At 64.2% G+C, this 17,478-nt stretch carries 21 protein-coding genes; 2 read left to right on the top strand and 19 right to left on the bottom strand.

Annotated features, from left to right (window positions below):
* Positions 1-8 precede the first annotated feature (8 nt).
* Positions 9-251: a hypothetical protein gene (locus L0962_RS02615; protein WP_367398006.1), complete on the top strand. Its 243-nt coding sequence runs from the start codon at positions 9-11 to the stop codon at positions 249-251.
* 46 nt (positions 252-297) lie between these two features.
* Here the strand turns inward: L0962_RS02615 and L0962_RS02610 are convergent, their stop codons facing one another.
* From L0962_RS02610 to ybgC, 15 genes are all read right to left on the bottom strand, one after another.
* Entirely contained in the window at positions 298-2,058 is a 1,761-nt protein-coding gene (locus tag L0962_RS02610) for a cation acetate symporter (RefSeq protein ID WP_234083818.1), read from the bottom strand.
* Positions 2,058-2,366: a DUF485 domain-containing protein gene (locus L0962_RS02605; protein ID WP_234083816.1), complete on the bottom strand. Its 309-nt coding sequence runs from the start codon at positions 2,364-2,366 to the stop codon at positions 2,058-2,060. Before L0962_RS02605 ends, L0962_RS02610 begins: the two co-directional genes overlap by 1 nt.
* Positions 2,367-2,461: 95 nt before the next feature.
* Positions 2,462-3,820, bottom strand: a complete 1,359-nt coding sequence (locus L0962_RS02600; protein WP_234083814.1) for an ATP-binding protein — start codon at positions 3,818-3,820, stop codon at positions 2,462-2,464.
* Positions 3,769-4,431: a response regulator transcription factor gene (locus L0962_RS02595; protein ID WP_234083812.1), complete on the bottom strand. Its 663-nt coding sequence runs from the start codon at positions 4,429-4,431 to the stop codon at positions 3,769-3,771. The genes L0962_RS02600 and L0962_RS02595 overlap by 52 nt, the downstream gene beginning before the upstream one ends.
* Positions 4,432-4,454: 23 nt before the next feature.
* Positions 4,455-5,555, bottom strand: a complete 1,101-nt coding sequence (locus L0962_RS02590; RefSeq protein ID WP_234083810.1) for a YeeE/YedE family protein — start codon at positions 5,553-5,555, stop codon at positions 4,455-4,457.
* A gap of 1 nt (position 5,556) precedes the next feature.
* Entirely contained in the window at positions 5,557-6,234 is a 678-nt protein-coding gene (gene queC / locus L0962_RS02585; RefSeq protein ID WP_234083808.1) for a 7-cyano-7-deazaguanine synthase QueC, read from the bottom strand.
* Positions 6,235-6,305: 71 nt separating this feature from the next.
* On the bottom strand, positions 6,306-6,665 hold the full coding sequence (locus L0962_RS02580) for a PilZ domain-containing protein (protein ID WP_234083806.1): 360 nt from the start codon (positions 6,663-6,665) through the stop codon (positions 6,306-6,308).
* Between the two features lie 16 nt (positions 6,666-6,681).
* Positions 6,682-7,320, bottom strand: coding sequence for a 7-carboxy-7-deazaguanine synthase QueE (gene queE, locus L0962_RS02575; RefSeq protein ID WP_234083804.1), 639 nt, complete (start codon positions 7,318-7,320; stop codon positions 6,682-6,684).
* Positions 7,321-8,073, bottom strand: a complete 753-nt coding sequence (gene ybgF / locus L0962_RS02570; protein ID WP_234083802.1) for a tol-pal system protein YbgF — start codon at positions 8,071-8,073, stop codon at positions 7,321-7,323.
* A 2-nt stretch (positions 8,074-8,075) separates the two neighbouring features.
* A complete protein-coding gene (gene pal / locus L0962_RS02565; protein WP_234083800.1) occupies positions 8,076-8,621 on the bottom strand; it encodes a peptidoglycan-associated lipoprotein Pal in 546 nt (181 codons plus the stop codon).
* 29 nt (positions 8,622-8,650) lie between these two features.
* Positions 8,651-9,922 (bottom strand): Tol-Pal system beta propeller repeat protein TolB, encoded by a 1,272-nt coding sequence (tolB, locus tag L0962_RS02560; protein ID WP_234083791.1) that lies wholly within the window; start codon positions 9,920-9,922, stop codon positions 8,651-8,653.
* A 32-nt stretch (positions 9,923-9,954) separates the two neighbouring features.
* Entirely contained in the window at positions 9,955-10,752 is a 798-nt protein-coding gene (locus L0962_RS02555) for an energy transducer TonB (protein WP_234083789.1), read from the bottom strand.
* Positions 10,753-10,756: 4 nt separating this feature from the next.
* Positions 10,757-11,152, bottom strand: coding sequence for an ExbD/TolR family protein (locus L0962_RS02550; protein ID WP_234083787.1), 396 nt, complete (start codon positions 11,150-11,152; stop codon positions 10,757-10,759).
* Positions 11,153-11,155: 3 nt separating this feature from the next.
* Positions 11,156-11,833, bottom strand: coding sequence for a protein TolQ (gene tolQ, locus L0962_RS02545; protein WP_234083786.1), 678 nt, complete (start codon positions 11,831-11,833; stop codon positions 11,156-11,158).
* Positions 11,830-12,252: a tol-pal system-associated acyl-CoA thioesterase gene (ybgC, locus tag L0962_RS02540; protein ID WP_234083784.1), complete on the bottom strand. Its 423-nt coding sequence runs from the start codon at positions 12,250-12,252 to the stop codon at positions 11,830-11,832. Before ybgC ends, tolQ begins: the two co-directional genes overlap by 4 nt.
* 109 nt (positions 12,253-12,361) lie before the next feature.
* Here ybgC and L0962_RS02535 point away from each other — a divergent pair, with 109 nt between their 5' ends.
* Complete coding sequence (locus L0962_RS02535) at positions 12,362-13,831, top strand: sensor domain-containing diguanylate cyclase (protein ID WP_234083776.1); 1,470 nt, start codon at positions 12,362-12,364, stop codon at positions 13,829-13,831.
* A 2-nt stretch (positions 13,832-13,833) separates the two neighbouring features.
* On the opposite strand, the gene ruvB is transcribed toward L0962_RS02535, so the two are convergent.
* The 4 genes from ruvB to L0962_RS02515 are packed head-to-tail and all read right to left on the bottom strand — an operon-like array spanning position 13,834 to position 17,475.
* The gene (ruvB, locus tag L0962_RS02530; RefSeq protein ID WP_234083774.1) at positions 13,834-14,892 is read right to left on the bottom strand and encodes a Holliday junction branch migration DNA helicase RuvB; all 1,059 of its coding nucleotides are present in this window, start codon (positions 14,890-14,892) and stop codon (positions 13,834-13,836) included.
* On the bottom strand, positions 14,889-15,944 hold the full coding sequence (locus L0962_RS02525; RefSeq protein ID WP_234083772.1) for an AI-2E family transporter: 1,056 nt from the start codon (positions 15,942-15,944) through the stop codon (positions 14,889-14,891). Before L0962_RS02525 ends, ruvB begins: the two co-directional genes overlap by 4 nt.
* 2 nt (positions 15,945-15,946) lie before the next feature.
* Entirely contained in the window at positions 15,947-16,525 is a 579-nt protein-coding gene (gene ruvA / locus L0962_RS02520; RefSeq protein WP_234083770.1) for a Holliday junction branch migration protein RuvA, read from the bottom strand.
* On the bottom strand, positions 16,522-17,475 hold the full coding sequence (locus tag L0962_RS02515) for a prenyltransferase (protein ID WP_234083762.1): 954 nt from the start codon (positions 17,473-17,475) through the stop codon (positions 16,522-16,524). The genes ruvA and L0962_RS02515 overlap by 4 nt, the downstream gene beginning before the upstream one ends.
* Positions 17,476-17,478 lie beyond the last annotated feature (3 nt).

Here is a 17,478-nt window from a genome sequence, read left to right as displayed (position 1 = left end):
CGCCGATCGTGCCGCTCGTCTACACTCCCGCCATGCGCCGCTACCCACCCTCATTCCTCATCCTCACCGCACTCGGCATCACCTGCGCGATCCCGGGTCTGCTCAGCCTGGCCGGATTCGGCGCCATGCTGCATCCGGTGCTCGACGATCCGATGGCCGGCCTGGCCTTCATCGTATCGGCCATCGCCCTGGTCGGCTCCGGCATTTTTCCGTTGGTCATCGAGAAATTGAAGGAAAACGAGCAGGCATGAAAAAGCCGGCCCGCAGGCCGGCTTTTTGGGGGTGCTGCCGTCCGGCTTAGTGACCGGAAGCGCCAGCTGCACCGATACCGGTTTCCGAACGGGTTTCCTGATCCAGGTAAGCCTCGCGTTCCTTGGCCGCCTGAGCGCTGTTGTCCAGGATGGAGAACAGCCAGATGCCGACGAAGCCGATGGTCATCGAGAACAGGGCCGGCGAGGTGTAGGGGAACCAGGCGGAACCCTTCGGGTTGCCGAGCACGGCTTCCCAGATCGACGGCGAAACCACGGTCAGCCCGACCGAGGAAATCAGGCCGAGGAAACCACCGATCACGGCACCCTTGGTCGTGCAGTTCTTCCACAGCACGGACATGAACAGCACCGGGAAGTTGGCCGAAGCGGCGATGGCGAAGGCCAGCGAGACCATGAAGGCGATGTTCTGCTTCTCGAAGGCGATACCCAGCACGACGGCAACGATGCCCAGGGCGATCGTGGTCATCCGGGAAACGCGCAGTTCGGCGGCGGAATCGGCCTTGCCATCCTTGAAGACGGTGGCGTACAGGTCGTGCGACACGGCGGATGCACCCGACAGCGTCAGACCGGCAACCACGGCGAGGATGGTGGCGAAGGCAACCGCGGAGATGAAGCCGAGGAAGATGTTGCCGCCGACCGCGTTGGCCAGGTGGATAGCCGCCATGTTGCCGCCGCCGAGCAGGGCGCCCTTGGCGTCCAGGAACTCGGGATTGGTCAGCACGAAGGTGATGGCACCGAAGCCGATGATGAAGGTCAGGATGTAGAAGTAGCCGATCCAGGTGGTCGCCCAGAACACCGACTTGCGGGCTTCCTTGGCATCCGGCACGGTGAAGAAGCGCATCAGGATGTGCGGCAGGCCGGCGGTACCGAACATCAGCGCCATACCGAAGGAGATGGCAGAGATCGGATCCTTGACGAAGTTGCCCGGGCCCATGATCGACAGACCCTTGGCAGCAGCGGCAGCAGCCACATCAACCGTGGCCGGATCAGCACCGGCCTTGACGGCTTCGGCGAGCAGGCCCTTGGCAGCCAGTTCGGTCTTGATCTTGACGGCTTCGGCGAACATCGCTTCCGGGCTGAATCCGAAGTGCAGCAGCACCATGAAAGCCATGAACGAAGCACCGCAGAGCAGCAGGATGGCCTTGATGATCTGCACCCAGGTCGTTGCGGTCATGCCGCCGAACAACACGTAAACCATCATCAGCACGCCGACGATGACCACGGCCATCCAGTATTCCAGACCGAACAGCAGCTTGATCAGCTGACCGGCACCGACCATCTGGGCGATCAGATAGAAGGCCACGACGACCAGCGTACCCGTTGCCGCGAAGGCGCGGATCGGGGTCTGCTTGAAGCGATACGCGGCGACGTCGGCGAAGGTGAACTTGCCGAGGTTGCGCAGGCGTTCGGCCATCAGGAAGGTGATGATCGGCCAGCCGACGAGGAAGCCGATCGAGAAGATCAGGCCATCGTAGCCGTTGGCCATCACAGCCGCCGAAATCCCCAGGAAGGAGGCTGCCGACATGTAGTCGCCGGCGATGGCGAGGCCGTTCTGGAAGCCGGTGATGCCGCCGCCAGCGGTGTAGAAGTCAGCCGCCGACTTGGTTTTGGCCGCCGCCCACTTGGTGATGTACAGCGTACCGGCAACGAAAATGGCGAACATGGTGATCGCCGTCCAGTTGGTGGCCTGCTTTTCGGCCTGACCGAGGTCGGCACCGGCGGCCAGTGCTGCGCCCGCCACTGCCAGCAGGGCGATCGCGCCTGCCGCTTGCTTGATCCAATGCATCATTACTTGCACTCCTCGATCAATTGTTGCTTCAGGGCATCGAATTCGCTGTTGGCACGGCGAACGTAGATACCGGTGATGATGATGGTGAACAAAATGACACCAACCCCGATGGGGATGCCGAGCGTCGTCACACCGCTGCTGCTCAGCGGTTGCGCCAGGAACGACTTGTCGAATGCGATCAGCGCGATGTAGCCGTAGTACACGACCAGCATCAGGATCGTCATCACCCAGCCGTAGCTGTTGCGAGTGCGCTTGAGCTGCTCGTACTTCGGATTCGCCCGCACGCGGGCGTAAACGTCTTGAGCCATGGATTGACCTCCTCACATAGTTGTAATTGCTGCCATTACGGCAGCGTGCGGCGGATAGTGGTCGACCCCGCCTTACAAACAACTTAACGGTTTTGTCAGGAAATCAGGGCTGGAAAAGTCAGCCTGACGGTCAATCCGCCGCCCGGTGTTTCCTCGAGATCCAGCCGGCCGCCGTGCAGCGAAACGATCTCGGCGACGATGGCCAGACCCAGTCCGCTGCCCGGCAGTTCCTGGCCGGCAAGCCGGCAGAAGGGTTCCAGCACGCGGCCTCGGGCCTCGGCCGGAATGCCCGGCCCATGATCGATGACACGACAGACGGCCAACCCGTCCACGGTCGACACGGCAACGTCGATGGTTTCGCCCGAGACGGCATAGCGGATCGCATTGTCGACCAGGTTGCCGAGCATGATCTGCAAGCCTTCGGCATCCCCGGAAACCCAGGCGGAATCGCTTTCCAACAATCCCAGGTCGAGCCCGGCGGCTTCCGCCAACACCGATTTCTCGACGACGACGGTTTTTGCCAATGCCAGCAGGTCGACCCTGACAAAGGGCCGGGAGACGCCGAACTGCGGATCGAAGCGGGCCAGGCTGAGCAACTGATCGACCAGATGAGAGGCCCGGTCGACGCTCAATCGCATGCGGCCCAGCGCCTCTTCCCGGACATCCGCCCGTTCCTCGTGGGAGGCCACCTGAGCCTGCAGCCGGACGGCAGTCAGCGGCGAGCGCAGTTCATGCGCCGCATCGGCGATGAAGCGCTGCTGAATGACGAAAGCCTGGCGCAGGCGGCGCAGCAGGTCGTTCAATGAATCGACGAGCGGCCCGAGTTCCTGCGGATATTCCCGTTCGGGGAATGGCACGAGATTTTCCGGGCTGCGTTCGCGAACCGCGGCGCGCAACTGCATCAACGGTGCCAGGGCCCGATTGACGGCAATCAGGATCAATCCGCCAAGGACGAAGATCATTCCGGCAAAAGGCAGCAGCAGCCAGGGCCCCAGCGTGTTGAACAGGCGATAGCGGCTGTCCAGGCTGTTGGCCACCTGGACGATCAGCCCATCGCTCTCGAGGACCATCGCATGCCATTCCTCGCCTTCCCACTCGAACGTGGACAGACCGGGCGGCTGACGCGGCAGCAAGGCCTGCGGGCGCGAGGCGAAAATCAGCTCACCGGCGGTATTCCAGGTCTGGCTGACGAACTTGTCCGTCTCCTCCGGCTTGATCAGGACCACCGTATTGTGCGACTGGGGATGGAACAGGATGGCGTGGGCGATCTGCTCCAGCGAATGGTCACGAATCCGGTTGAACCCATCCCAGGCCAGGTGGTAAGTGATCAGCGTGACCGCCAGCGTGATCACGATCAGCGCGCTGATCTGCCAGACCAGCAGCCACTGACGGATCGAAGTGCTCAGGACGGAGTGACGATCTTGAAGCCGACGCCCCGGATGTTCCTTATCCATTCCTTGCCCAGTTTGCGACGCAGCCGATGCAACTGCACTTCGATGGTATTGCTGGCGATTTCTTCACCCCAGCCGTAGAGCTTGTCTTCCAGTTGCTGGATGCTGAGCACCGCCCCCGGGTTTTCGAGCAGCGCGAGCAACAGGCGGAATTCGCGGTCGGACAGCGCAACCTCCTTGCCATCGAGGCGCACCGTGCGTGCCCGTGGATCGACCAGCAGCCCGCCAAGCTGCAATTCGCTGCTGGCCCGTCCCTGGAAACGCCGGGCCAGTGCAAAGACGCGGGCGATCAACTCTTCCAGGTCGAAGGGCTTGACCAGATAATCGTCGGCGCCTTCGTTGAGTCCGGTCACCCGATCCTCGAGATCGCCGCGTGCGGTGACGATCAGTACCGGAATCCGGTTGTCTTCCTGACGGATGCGCGCCAGCAGTTCGAGACCTTCGACCTTCGGCAGCCCGAGGTCGAGGATCAGCAGACCGTAGCGTTCGAGGGCCAGGGCGCTGGCCGCGGCCTGGCCGTCCTGGACCCAATCGACCGAAAATCCCGACTTGCGCAGACCGGAAACAATGGCGGTCGCGATCAACGGATCGTCTTCGGCAAGCAGGATGCGCATTTTCCCCCCAGAGATGCAGCGTGCTAGTCGCGCATCATACGCCAGTACTGGACCTTCATCGCCAGCACCGCGCCACCGACAATCGCCGCCAGGGTGGCGAAAGAACCCAACGCCAGCGTCGATACGCCACTGATCCCCTGACCGATGGTGCAGCCCATGGCGACAACGCCGCCGAAGCCCATCAGGACGGCACCAAGCAGATGCGTGGCGGTATCTTCGACGCTGGCGAAGCCTTCCCAGCGGAAACCACGCGTCGCCAGCGACCAGGCCAGCGAACCGGCGATCACGCCGAGCACGCTGGCAATGCCGAAGCTCAGGACCCGGCTGGCGTCGGACCACAGCATCAGCAGTTCCAGCGAGTAGGCGACCGGTGCAACGAAGGTCAGCGATTCCATGCGGCCGCTGTTGGTCGTCAGGAAGGCCTCCTCCAGCGTATCGGGATGTTCGGCGAGATAGCCGAGATGACCGCTGACATACCAGGCGGCAACCACCAGCAGACCGGTACCCAGACCGCCGAGCAGGTTGTCGAGCGTCCAGAACTCGCGCCTGGCCAGACACCATGCGGTCAACCCGCCGCCGATGCCGAAAACCGCCAGCCGGGCCGCCAGGCTTTCGTCCATCCCTCCGGCCACCAGCAGGGCCGGAATATCCTGGCCGCCGGGCAGGTCGACCGCAAACTTCTCGAGCACATTGACGCGAAACACGCCGAACAGGCCGCGCATCGTCATGTAAGCCGCCACGCCGAGAACGATGAAGACGACCAGCGACTTCAGATTGCCGGCACCGATGCGGATCAGCGTTTTCGAACCGCAACCGGAAGCCAGCACCATGCCGACGCCGAAACAGAAACCGCCGACCAGATAGGACAGCCAGGTGAAACTGCTGCCGCGATAGATCGACTTGTCGAGGTCGATCAGGCCGGCCAGATCGAGACTGCCGGCCCCCAGAATGGCGATGCCGACGGCCAGCATCCACATGCGCATGCGATTCCAGTCGCCCATGTTGACGATGTCGGAAACGGCACCCATGGTGCAGAAATGGGTTTTCTGGCCGATCGCGCCGAAGACGAAGGCAACGGCGAAGACGGCCCAGAGCACGGTAGTCGGGGAAACGAAGTTGTCCATGTCAGCGACGATAGGGCGTGGGATCGGCAAGGCCGGCGGCGGCAAAACCTTCGGCGCGCAGGCGGCAGGAATCGCAAACGCCGCAGGCATGGCCTGCGTCGTCGGCCTGGTAGCAGGAAACGGTCAGCCCGTAATCGACGCCGAGCGCGCTACCGGTACGGATGATGTCGGCCTTGGACAGATTCATCAGCGGGGCGTGGATGTGCAGTCGATGGCCTTCGACGCCGGCCTTGGTCGCCAGGTTGGCCATGGTTTCGAACGCGGCGATGTATTCGGGGCGACAATCCGGATAGCCGGAGTAATCGACTGCATTGACGCCGACGAAGATGTCGCGGCATTCGAGGACCTCGGCCCAGGCCATCGCCAGCGACAGCATGATGGTGTTGCGCGCCGGCACGTAGGTGACCGGAATGCCGGGCTGGACGCCTTCGGTCGGCACGGCGATCGAGGTGTCGGTCAGGGCCGAGCCGCCAAACTGGGCCAGGCCGAAATTGAGCACCCGATGCTCGGCGGCGCCCAGTGCCCTGGCCACGCGTTCCGCGGCACGCAGTTCGGCGCTGTGACGCTGGCCGTAATCGAAGGACAGACAGTAGCCGCTGTAACCCTGGTCGCGCGCAATGGCGAGGCAGGTGGCGGAGTCCAGGCCGCCGGAGAGAAGGACGATGGCTTTGCGATTCATGGGGCGCGAATATACCTGAAATCGGTCGTCGACCGCGCCCTTATCCATTTGTTCCGATTCGGAAAATGCGCCTAGCGCAACAACATGCCGATCTCGCGTTCGAGCAGCGCCTCGTCGCCCAGATTCAGCTCGACCAGACGCCGCAGATGCGTTGCGCTGTCCAGATCGAGTTCTTCGGTCGCCAGGCCGTAATGCTCGCCGCGGTGATGCACCACCACGGCCGACAGCGCGATCTCGGCACCATCCGCCGCCAGCGGCAGATGCAGGGTGACCCGGTTGCCGACGCCGACGAACAGCGGCTGTAGCGGGCGCAGCAGGACGCCGCGCAGCGACAGGTCGAGAATTTCGACCGCGTGCTCGCCGTCGCTCAGCGACAGGCGGGCAGGGCTTTCGAAACGGATGCGGGTGAATTGCCGGCGATTCTCTGGCATGGCCAACTCCTCGGCGTCATTTGCCTTGCATGTTACCCCAAAGCAGCTTGTGCAACTGCAGCTGAAAGCGCACGGGCAGGCCGTCTTCCAGTATCCATTCGGCAAGCTCGCGAGGCGCCAGGCTGCCCTGGGCCGGCGAGAAAAGTACCGGACATCTGCGGTCGACCGCAAGATCGGCCAGAATCTGCCGGGCCCACTCGTAATCGGCACGCGACGCGATGACGATCTTCACCTCGTCGCGCGGCGTCAGCAATGGCAGGTTTTCCCAGCGATTCTTGTCGCACTCGCCGGAATCCGGCGCCTTCAGATCCATGATCCGCGACACGCGCGGGTCGACGCCGCCGATGTCCAGCGCACCCGAGGTTTCCAGCGACACTTCGTAGCCGGCATCGCACAGGGCGCTGAGCAAGGCCGGGCAAGCCTTCTGCGACAGCGGCTCGCCACCGGTCACGCAGACCTGACGCGCCGGATACTTCGCCACTTCGGCAAGCACCGCCTCCACCGTCGCCGGCTCGCCGCCGGTGAAACTGTAAGTCGTGTCGCACCAGACGCAGCGCAATGGGCAGCCGGTGAGCCGCACGAACACGGTCGGCAGGCCGACCCGGGACGCCTCGCCCTGCAGCGAGTAAAAGATTTCCGTGAGACGCAGTGCCAATTATTTCTTCTTCAGGCGTTCGCGGGCGGTTTCGGCGGCCGGCGCGGTCGGGTACTTGTCGATCAGGGTCTGCAGTGAGGCCTTCGCAGCCTTCGGGTTGCCCATTTCCTGCTGGCAGGTCGAGATCGCCAGCCAGGCATCGGGCGCCTTCTGGGTCGCCGCATACTTGGTGGTGACCACGGTCTGCGCCTCGATCGCCTTGGCGCAGTTGCGCTGCGCGTACCAGGCGTTGCCCAGCCAGTATTGCGCGTTGGCGGCCAGCGAACCGTTCGGATATTTGCCGACGAAGGCGGCGAACGCCGCGGCCGCCTCCTTGTAGCGACCGGCCTTGAAATGCACCAGCGCAGCGTCATAATCGGCGCTTTCCTTGGCCGGATCGGTGCCGATGGCCGTCTTGACGTCGCCCGGCACGTCGGCACCGTCCGCCGGCGCGGCCGCGGGCTGTGCCTGGGGCTCGAGCTTGCGCAGGCGACTGTCGAGATCCAGGTAGAAATCCTGGACCCGCTTATCGCCGGTTTCCTGTTTGTACATCAGCGTTTCGAGGAGACCGCGCAACTGGGCGATCTCCTCGGCCTGACGCTGGATCTGCGCCGACAGTTCGAGCTGGGCGCGGGACTGCTGATCGAAGCGGGCTTCGGTCTTGATCCGCAGGTCGGCGATCTGGCGCCGGGCCTCGTCATCGTCGAACACGCCGGCGTGGGCTGCCGAGCAACCCAGACCGGCGAGCAGGAGCACCAGGGTCAGGCGGCGCATGATCAGAACTCGCCGCGGCCGTCAGGAGCGCGGTACAGGATGTCGGCGCGACGGTTCTCAGCATAAGCGGCTTCGTCGTGCCCCGGGTTCTTCGGCTTTTCCTCGCCCAGGCTGACCGATTCGATCTGGTCTTCCTTGACGCCGAGCAGGATCAGCGCACGCTTGACGGCGTCGGCACGCTTCTGGCCGAGGGACAGGTTGTACTCGCGGCTGCCGCGTTCGTCGGTGTTGCCCTGGATCAGAACCTTGAAGCCCTTGTTGGCGACCAGGTACTTGGCGTGAGCAGCAACCAGCGCCTGGTAGTCACCCTTGACCTCGTACTTGTCGAGATCGAAGTAGATGCTGCGCTGGGCCAGCTGGCTCTTCGGATCGGTCAGTTCGCGCGGCAGGCCGCTGGCGTCCAGATCGCCGGCGACCACCGGTGCCACACCGGTATTGCTGCCGCCGGTGCGGTTTTCGACCGGTGCGTTGTTGTCCTCCGGCAGCGGAGTGGTGCTGCACGCAGCGACCATGACGGCGAGGAGGGCGGGGATAAGCAGTTTTTTCATGATTTGTTCTCCGACGAGGTACGACATGCTTACTTGATGAAAGGCCCCCAGGCCGGTTCGCGGACGTCGCCCGCGGACACCGAGAGGCGCTGTTTGATCCGACCGTCGCTGGAGACGGCTGAGAGCAGCCCGCGACCGCCGACTTCGGTGGCGATCAGGATCATTCGGCTATTCGGTGCAAAGCTGGGCGATTCGTCCTTGTTCGAATCGGTCAGCACCTGCACCTGACGGCTCGCCAGGTCCATGATGGCGAGCTGGAAACGACCTTCGCGGCGGGTGATGAAGGCCAGGCTGCGGCCGTCCGGCGACGGACGCGGCGACACGTTGTAGCTGCCTTCGAAGGTCACCCGCTGGGCGGCACCGCCACCCGCATCGACGCGGTAGATTTGCGGACTGCCGCCGCGGTCGGAGGTAAAGAAGATCGACGTACCGTCGGCCGCAAAGCGCGGCTCGGTATCGATGCCGGCCGACTGCGTCAGGCGGCGCAGGCCGCTGCCATCGACATTGACCGAGTAAATCTGCGAATTGCCGTCCTTGGACAGCACGACGGCCAGCCGGTTGCCATCCGGCGACCAGGCCGGCGCGGAGTTCGACCCCTTGAAGTTGGCGACAATGTGGCGATGCCCGGTGGACAGCGTATGCACGTAGATCACCGGTTTTTTCTTCTCGAAGGACACATAGGCCAGCCGACCGCCATCCGGCGACCAGACCGGCGAAATGATCGGCTCGCTCGAAGTCAACGCGGTCGCGGCGCCCTGACCGTCGGCATCGGCAATCTGCAACAGGTACTGGCCGCGCGACTTGACGACGTAGGCGATGCGCGTCGAGAAAACACCCGGTTCGCCGGTCAGTTTCTCGTAGATGAAATCGGCAATGCGGTGACCCGCCAGACGCAGTTGCGCGTTGTTGGTCACATAAGCCGCGCCACCGAGCGCCACCGCCTTCTGCGTGTCGTTCAGCCGGAAGCGGGCCTCGATGCGGCCGTCCGGCAAACGCACCAGACTGCCGGCCGCCAGCGCATCGGCGCCGCGCGAACGCCAGGCGGCATGATCGACCGGGCTGTTTTCGTCGAGGGTGGCACCGCTCGCATCGATCATCTTGAACAGGCCGCTGCGCTCCAGATCGGCACGCGCCGTACCGACCACGATGCGGGCCAGCGTCGGGTCACCGGCGAAATCGGCGATCGCCACCGGAATCCGGTTGGCACCTGCGCCAGTGATCTCGATGGAGAGCTGGGCCTGGGCGAAACCTGCGGTCAACAGGCCGGCAAGCAGGAAAATGCGGCGTGAAATTTTGGACATTACGTTCATATTCAATGGATTGAAGCGCGATTCTACTCTTCAAACGGTTTGTATTTGATTTCCAGCACACGCTGGAACAGGCTGGGGTCGTCCGGTTTGGGCAACGGCGACGATTTGTGGATCGCACGCTCGATCGCCGCATCGAGGCCGGCATTGCCGCTCGAACGCTTCAGGCGGATGTTCAGCACCTCGCCGGACGGCAACTGGGTGACCTCGAAAACCGCTTCCGGATTACCCTGGATGTTGGGCGGCAGCACGATGTTGCCGCGAATCTTGCCGCGGATCTTCGCGGCGTAGCTTTCCAGGCCCTTGCGGCCGGCCGCCGCACGCTGTTCGGCTTCGACGCCGGCTTTCAGACGGGCGTCGATCTCGCTCTGCCGGCGCTGACGATCCTCGCGCTCGAGCATTTCCTTGAACGGATCCTTGGCCGGCTGCGGCTGTGGCTTCGGCTCCACCTTGGCTTCCGGCTTTTTCGGCTCCGGCTTGGGTTCGGGCTTCTTCGGCTCGGGCTTCGGCGGCTCCGGTTTTTTCTTTTCTTCCTTGATCGCGATATCCGGCTTCTTCGGTGCCGGTTCGACCTTCGGCTCCGGCCGCGGTTGCGGCTTCGCTTCCACCTTGGGCGGTTCCGGTTGCGGCGGTGGCGGCAATGGCGGTGCCGCACGTTTTTCCTGGACCGGCACGGCCGACCACAACTCGACCTGCATCGTCTCCGGCTCGCTGCGTTTCCACTGGACGCCGAAGAACAACGCGCCGATCAGCGCCAGATGCACGAACGCCGTAAAGGCGATCGCCTTCTTCTTGCCGGGTTCCTCGGGTCTTTCCGGAATCATCGGATCACTTGATGCTGGTCTCCAGGGCTACCCTGGAAAATCCGGCCTTCTTGACCTCGTCGAGCACTTCGATCACACGCCGGTAGGGCGCTTCCTTGTCACCGGCGACGAGTACCGGCAGTTCGCCATGCTGTGCCGCATTCAATTCGCTTTTCAGGCTACGCAGGCCGTCGACGCGACGTTCCTTGCCATCGACATCGAACACGGAAAGATCGCCGTCCGCCGTCACCTGAACCTTCAGGTACTTCTCCGGTTTTTGCGGCGCCGTGCCGGTCGACGGCAACTCCACCGAACCGGTCGTCATCATCGGCGTCGCCACCATGAAGATGACCAGCAGCACCAGCATCACGTCGATGTAGGGGACGACGTTGATCTCGTTTTTCAGACGACGCTGGCGCATGGTTTAGCGCAGCTGACGCTGGATGATGTTGGAGAACTCTTCCATGAACGACTCGTAGCGCACGGCAAGACGGTCGATGTCGTGGGAGAAGCGGTTGTAGGCGAGCACCGCCGGAATCGCCGCGAACAGGCCGATGGCGGTAGCAACCAGCGCTTCGGCAATGCCCGGTGCGACGGTCGACAGCGTGGCCTGACCGACGTTGGCCAGGCCGCGGAAGGCATGCATGATGCCCCAGACGGTACCGAACAGGCCGACATAGGGCGATACCGAACCGACCGAAGCGAGGAAGGCCAGGTGCGATTCCAGCGTATCCATCTCGCGCTGGTAGGTGGCGCGCATGGCACGACGCGAACCGTCGACCACGTCCTTGGCATCCAGGTTCTTCTGGCCGCGCAGCTTGCTGAATTCGCGGAAACCGGCCTCGAAGATGCGTTCCATCGAACCGGCATGGTGACGGTCGTTGACCGCGCTGTTGTAGAGGTTGTTGAGGTCGCCGCCGGACCAGAAATCACGCTCGAAATCCTCGGTCTTGCTGCGCGCCTGGCGCACCGCGAACCATTTCATCGCGATGTAGTACCAGGACATGAAGGAAACGCTGGCCAGCAGTGCCATGACGAGCTGCACGACGGCGCTCGCCTGCAGGATCAGGTGGAGGATGGAAAGGTCCTGGGTAACGTTCATTTCAGCGTTTCGAGTCGGGAATGGAGAAAATCGGGAATCGGCGCCGGCTGCATCGTCGCCATGTCGACACAGGCGATCTCGACGGTACCGGTCACCAGTTCCTCGTCGCCCCGCCGGACATGTTGCCGGAAGACGACCCGCACGCGGGTCAGCTTCTCGACTTCCAGTCCGACGGTCAGCACATCGTCGAGCCGGGCCGGTCGCAGATATTCGCAGGTCGCCTTGCGCACCACGAAGCCGACGCCGACCTCATCGGCCAGCCGGGACTGGTCATGGCCGGCGGCACGCATCCATTCCGTCCGGCAGCGCTCGAAGAAACGCAGGTAATTGGCGTAGTAAACGACGCCGATCGCATCCGTATCCTCGTAATAGACGCGAACCGGAATGGTGAAGGCACGCGGGCTGGGTTCGTATTTCATTGCGGAATTCTACCGTGCGGCGCAGCAATTGTTTTGTAACGACGTGTTTCATCGTGGCAATCCCGCTCATCGCTTGGTCTTTGCCTGCCGCTGGCCCATAATTCCGCGCATGCTCGGCCCCATCCAGATCGCGAGCCGTCACCGGCTGCTGTTCCTGCTCACGCTGCTGCTCAGTTGCGGCTTCTTCGCCACGACGCTATTCGGCTATTTCGTTTCCAAACAGGCGATCCGCGACGCGATCATCGGCCAGGACCTGCCGCTCACGTCGAGCAACATCTACTCCGAAATCCAGAAGGACCTGGTTCGACCGGTGTTGATTTCATCGACGATGGCCCACGACACCTTCGTTCGCGACTGGATCCTGCGCGGCGAGCGGCCGGTGGCCGAGATGGCTCGCTACCTGGCCGAAGTCAGGCATCGGCACGGCGCGTTCGCCAGCTTCTTCGTCGCCGAGAACAGCGGCAACTACTACACCGCCGACGGCATCCTCAAGCAGGTTTCCGAGCAGGAACCGCGCGACGCCTGGTATTACCGCGTCCGCGCCATGGCGGACGACTACGAGATCAACGTCGACCCCGATCTCGCCAACCGCGACGCACTGACCATCTTCATCAACTACCGCGTCTTCGATTTCGACGGCCATTACATCGGCGCCACCGGCATCGGCCTGACTGTCGATTCGGTGCGGCGGCTGATCCGGGATTACCAGACGCAGTTCCAGCGCACCATCTACTTTGTCGACGATCGGGGACGGGTGGTGCTGTACGGCGGCGCCGAGCAGCCGGTCGTCGATCCGGCCGAGCGCCCGGGACTCTCCGCCCAGCTTGCCACGATCCTGGGCGACCGCAGCGGCGGTTCGTACCAGTTCGTCGACCGCGGCGACAACCACATCCTGAACGTCAATTTCCTGCCCGAGCTGAAGTGGCACCTGTTCGTCGAGCAGAACGAGGACAAGGCGCTGGCCGGGATTCGCCGGACGCTCTACATCAACCTGGCAATCAGTTTCGCGGTGACGCTGGTCGTGCTGTCGCTGACCTACTTCACGCTGACCCGCTATCAATCGCGGATCGAGAAAATGGCCGTCACCGACAAGCTGACCGGCCTGCTCAACCGGCACGCCTTCGCGGTACTGATCGACAAATTGCTGGCAGCCGCTCGACGCCATCCGCAACCGATCAGCTTTCTGCTCGCCGACATCGATCACTTCAAATCGATCAACGACAGCCACGGCCACCGCGTCGGCGATCAGGTCCTCGCCCGGATCGCCGACATCCTGCGGTCAACGCTGCGCGAAGCCGATTTTGCCGTGCGTTGGGGCGGCGAAGAGTTCCTGCTCGTGCTCCCCGGTTGCACCGCGGCCGAAGGCCTGAGCGTGGCCGAAAAGCTGCGGGCTGCCGTAGCCCAGGCCCAGCCCGAACCCGAAAACCCGGCATTACGGGTGACGATCAGCATCGGCATCGCCGAACTGGCCGACGGAGAAACCCCGGACCAGTCGATCAACCGGGCCGACAAGGCGCTGTACGCGGCCAAGCAGTCCGGCCGCAACACGGTCCGCCGCGCCGAGGCCGCGAACGGCTGAATTTACTCGTCGGCCAGCAGGTCGCGCACCGCTGCGCCGGCCGGCTCCTGCAGACCGAGATGGCGGTAGATGGCCGGCGTGGCGATGCGGCCGCGCAGCGTGCGCTGCAGATAGCCCTGCTGGATCAGGTAGGGTTCGAGCACATCCTCGATGGTGTCGCGCGCCTCGCCGATGGCCGCCGCCAGGTTGTCGACACCGACCGGGCCGCCGCCGAACTTGTCGATCACCGCCGACAGTAGCTTGCGATCCATCAGGTCGAGGCCGGCCGGGTCTACGTCAAGCATGTGCAGCGCCTTGTCGGCGACTTCCCGGGTGATGGCGCCGTCGGCCTTCACTTCGGCGTAGTCGCGCACGCGGCGCAGCAGCCGGTTGGCGATGCGCGGCGTGCCGCGCGAGCGCTTGGCGATTTCCAGCGCGCCTGCCGGGTCGATGGGCGCGCCGAGCAGTGTCGCCGAGCGGCTGACGATGCTCTGCAGTTCCTCGGCGTTGTAGAACTCCAGGCGGGCGACGATACCGAAGCGATCGCGCAGCGGATTGGTCAGCATGCCGGCGCGCGTCGTCGCACCGACCAGCGTGAACGGCGGCAGATCGAGCTTGACCGAGCGGGCGGCCGGGCCTTCGCCGATCATGATGTCGATCTGGAAGTCTTCGAGTGCCGGGTAGAGGATTTCCTCGACGACGGGCGACAGGCGGTGGATTTCGTCGATGAACAGCACGTCGTGCGGTTCGAGGTTGGTCAGGATGGCGGCCAGGTCGCCGGCCCGCTCCAGCACCGGGCCGGAGGTCTGGCGCAGATTGACGCCCATCTCGGCGGCGACGATGTGGGCCAGCGTCGTCTTGCCCAGGCCCGGCGGACCGAACAGCAGCACGTGATCGAGCGCGTCGCCGCGCTTCTTGGCCGCCTGGATGAAGATTTCCAGCTGTTCGCGGATCTTCTGCTGGCCGGTGTAGTCGGCCAGGCGCTTGGGGCGCAGCGCGCGTTCAAGCGCTTCTTCCTGCGCCGACTTGGATTGTGGCGCGATGACGCGGTCGACCGCAGCCAGCTTGTCGGTTTCGATCATTGGGAGGTTTCCTCGCGCAACCAGCGCGTCAGGAGCATCTGCCCGAGGGCCAGCAGGACCGGGCCGAGGAAGATGCCGATGAAGCCGAAGACCCAGACGCCACCCAGCACGCCGAGACCGATCAGCAGGATGGACAGGCCGGCACCGCGGGCGATCAGGATGGGTTTGACCAGATTGTCGATGCTGCTGATCACGAACAGGCCGTACAGCACCAGGAAGATCGCCCAGCCGGTCTGCCCCTCGCCGTACAGCCAGGCCGCGGCACCGCCCCAGATCAGCGGCGGGCCGACCGGCACCATCGACAGGAAGAAGGTGGCCACACCCAGCAGTACCGGCGCTGGCGTACCGGCAATGAAGAAACCGAGCATGGCGACCGAGGCCTGCGCCACCGCCGTACCGACGATGCCGAGCATGACGCCGACCACTGTGCCACGCGCCTTTTCGATCATGCCTTCGCCGAGATCGCCGCCGAGCTTGCGGGCCCCCACATAGAGTGCGTTCGACAAGCTTGTCCCGTCGCGATACAGGAAAAACACGACGAACAGCACCAGCGCCAACTGCAGCAGGCCGTTGGCCGCCACCCCGCCGGCCGCCAGCAGCATCTGGCGGACCGGGCCGACCGCCTGGGTCAGCAGACCATTCAACGCTTCGCGGCTGCTCGCCACTTCATGCCAGAAATCGACGATCAGATCGCCGAACAACGGCACGCCGACAAACCATGATGGTGGATCGGTCGGCAGACCCTGCTCGACATAGGGCTTGACCACCTCGATCAGGCGATCGGTCCCGCTGACCAGCGCCCCGGCCAGGAACACCGTCGGCAACAGCAGGATCAGCACCAGCAGCAAGACCATCAGCGAGGCACCGACCATGTCGCGGTTGCCGATCCGCGGCAACACATGCGTCGCGTACAGTTCCCAGGTGCAGATCCAGATCACGAAGGCGAACAGCACCGCACCGACGAAAGGCAGCAGGACCGCAACGCAGCCGACGATGAGCAACACGACCAGCGCGATCTGCGCCAGCGACTTGTGATCCTTGTCGGTCAGCATGTTCAGACCTTCGACAGCAACTTCAGCGCCTGACGGATGCCGTCCGACGTGGACAGATCGGGCGGCAACTGCTTGAGCGCGGCGCCGGCTTCCTTCTCGTTGTAACCGAGCGCCAGCAAGGCGTTCAAAATGTCCTGCGAAGCATCGTCGACCGCCGGCAGCGTGCCGGCCGGCAACGCCTCGGCCAGCTTGCCCTTGAGCTCGAGCAACAGGCGCTCGGCGGTCTTCTTGCCGATGCCCGGCACCTTGACCAGCCGGCCGACTTCCTGACGCGCCACCGCCGCCGCCAGATCGCCGACCGACAGACCGGACAGCACCGACAACGCAGTCCGCGCACCAATACCGGAAATCTTCAGCAACTGGCGGAAGGCGAAACGCTCGGCCTCACTGAGGAAGCCGTACAGGAAATGCCCGTCCTCGCGCACCGCGAAATGGGTCAGCAGCGTCACCCGCTCGGCCGCCGACGGCAGGTTGTAGAACGTGCTCATCGGCACGTCGAGTTCGTAGCCGACGCCATTGACGTCGAGCACGATCTGCGGGGGATTCTTTTCGGCGATCAGGCCGGTCAGTCTTCCGATCATGGGTTTCCCTGAAACAGCACGACGCTGGCCAGCGCGGCGGCGATCAGCAGACCGTGCAGGTTGGCGGCGAGGATAGTGAGCTTGATCGCCCCGGTCAGCCCGGCCGGCTGGCCGGCATGGGCCAGCAAACGGCGACCGGCGGCAAAGGACAACGGCGCGGTGAGCAGGCCGGCTGCGGTCCACGCCGGCAACACGGCAAAAATGCAGCCGGCGGCGAGTTGACCGTAGGCCAGCGCGGCGATCAGCCAGTAACCCCAGCGCGCCCGCCGCGTGCCAAGACGGACGACCAGCGTGCGCTTGCCGGCCTGCGCATCGGCGGCGCGGTCGGGAAACTGGTTGATGAACAGCAGGTTGGCGACCAGCAGCGCAAACGGCAGCCCGGCCAGCACCGGCAGCCAGGCGAAGGCGCCGCGCTGCACGTAGTCGGTGCCGACGACGACCAGCAGCCAGCCGGCGGCAATCGCCAGTTCGCCGACGCCGCGCGCCATCAGCTTGAACGGTGGTGCCGAGTAGGCCCAGCCGATCAGCAGGCCGGTCAGCCCGATGCCGAGCAGCCCCGGCGCCGACTGCCAGGCCAGCCACAGCCCGGGCGGAATCACCGAAGCGAGCAGCGCGTGTCCGAACACGCCGACCTCGCGCACGGTCAACACGCCGTTCTGGATGAAACGGCTACCGCCGGTAAACGGAAACAAGCGCTCGGTATTCACCGCATCGGAACCGTTCAGCGCATCGTGGTAGTCGTTGACCACATTGACGCCGGCGTGGGCGACCAGGGCGAAAAAGACGGTCAGGAAAGCCTTCGTCGCATCGAGCGGCAGACCGCCGAGCGCGGCCGTCGCCAGGCCGATCAGGCAACCGGCCAGCGTCACGCTGAGAAAGGCGGGACGGGTCTCCGCAAAATAGCGGGCGAAGGCGTTGGGGAAGGCCTGCAGCTGGGGTTCGGCAATCATCGC

The sequence above is a fragment of the Azonexus sp. R2A61 genome, from assembly GCF_021401135.1.
Taxonomy (GTDB): Bacteria; Pseudomonadota; Gammaproteobacteria; order Burkholderiales; family Rhodocyclaceae; genus Azonexus.
The sequence above is the reverse complement of the archived record's forward strand: the minus strand, read 5'-3'. Positions and strand labels throughout refer to the sequence as shown.

Excerpts from the sequence above, each read along its gene's own strand:
- L0962_RS02600 (WP_234083814.1), bottom strand. The coding sequence starts at position 3,820 with ATGGATAAGGAACATCCGGGGCGTCGGCTTCAAGATCGTCACTCCGTC.
- ybgC (WP_234083784.1), bottom strand. The coding sequence starts at position 12,252 with ATGAAATACGAACCCAGCCCGCGTGCCTTCACCATTCCGGTTCGCGTC.
- L0962_RS02550 (WP_234083787.1), bottom strand. The coding sequence starts at position 11,152 with ATGCGCCAGCGTCGTCTGAAAAACGAGATCAACGTCGTCCCCTACATC.
- L0962_RS02610 (WP_234083818.1), bottom strand. The coding sequence starts at position 2,058 with ATGATGCATTGGATCAAGCAAGCGGCAGGCGCGATCGCCCTGCTGGCA.
- L0962_RS02595 (WP_234083812.1), bottom strand. The coding sequence starts at position 4,431 with ATGCGCATCCTGCTTGCCGAAGACGATCCGTTGATCGCGACCGCCATT.
- L0962_RS02555 (WP_234083789.1), bottom strand. The coding sequence starts at position 10,752 with ATGATTCCGGAAAGACCCGAGGAACCCGGCAAGAAGAAGGCGATCGCC.
- ybgF (WP_234083802.1), bottom strand. The coding sequence starts at position 8,073 with ATGCGCCGCCTGACCCTGGTGCTCCTGCTCGCCGGTCTGGGTTGCTCG.
- L0962_RS02535 (WP_234083776.1), top strand. The coding sequence starts at position 12,362 with ATGCTCGGCCCCATCCAGATCGCGAGCCGTCACCGGCTGCTGTTCCTG.
- tolQ (WP_234083786.1), bottom strand. The coding sequence starts at position 11,833 with ATGAACGTTACCCAGGACCTTTCCATCCTCCACCTGATCCTGCAGGCG.
- pal (WP_234083800.1), bottom strand. The coding sequence starts at position 8,621 with ATGAAAAAACTGCTTATCCCCGCCCTCCTCGCCGTCATGGTCGCTGCG.
- L0962_RS02580 (WP_234083806.1), bottom strand. The coding sequence starts at position 6,665 with ATGCCAGAGAATCGCCGGCAATTCACCCGCATCCGTTTCGAAAGCCCT.
- L0962_RS02590 (WP_234083810.1), bottom strand. The coding sequence starts at position 5,555 with ATGGACAACTTCGTTTCCCCGACTACCGTGCTCTGGGCCGTCTTCGCC.
- queC (WP_234083808.1), bottom strand. The coding sequence starts at position 6,234 with ATGAATCGCAAAGCCATCGTCCTTCTCTCCGGCGGCCTGGACTCCGCC.
- tolB (WP_234083791.1), bottom strand. The coding sequence starts at position 9,922 with ATGTCCAAAATTTCACGCCGCATTTTCCTGCTTGCCGGCCTGTTGACC.
- ruvA (WP_234083770.1), bottom strand. The coding sequence starts at position 16,525 with ATGATCGGAAGACTGACCGGCCTGATCGCCGAAAAGAATCCCCCGCAG.
- ruvB (WP_234083774.1), bottom strand. The coding sequence starts at position 14,892 with ATGATCGAAACCGACAAGCTGGCTGCGGTCGACCGCGTCATCGCGCCA.
- L0962_RS02525 (WP_234083772.1), bottom strand. The coding sequence starts at position 15,944 with ATGCTGACCGACAAGGATCACAAGTCGCTGGCGCAGATCGCGCTGGTC.
- L0962_RS02515 (WP_234083762.1), bottom strand. The coding sequence starts at position 17,475 with ATGATTGCCGAACCCCAGCTGCAGGCCTTCCCCAACGCCTTCGCCCGC.
- L0962_RS02605 (WP_234083816.1), bottom strand. The coding sequence starts at position 2,366 with ATGGCTCAAGACGTTTACGCCCGCGTGCGGGCGAATCCGAAGTACGAG.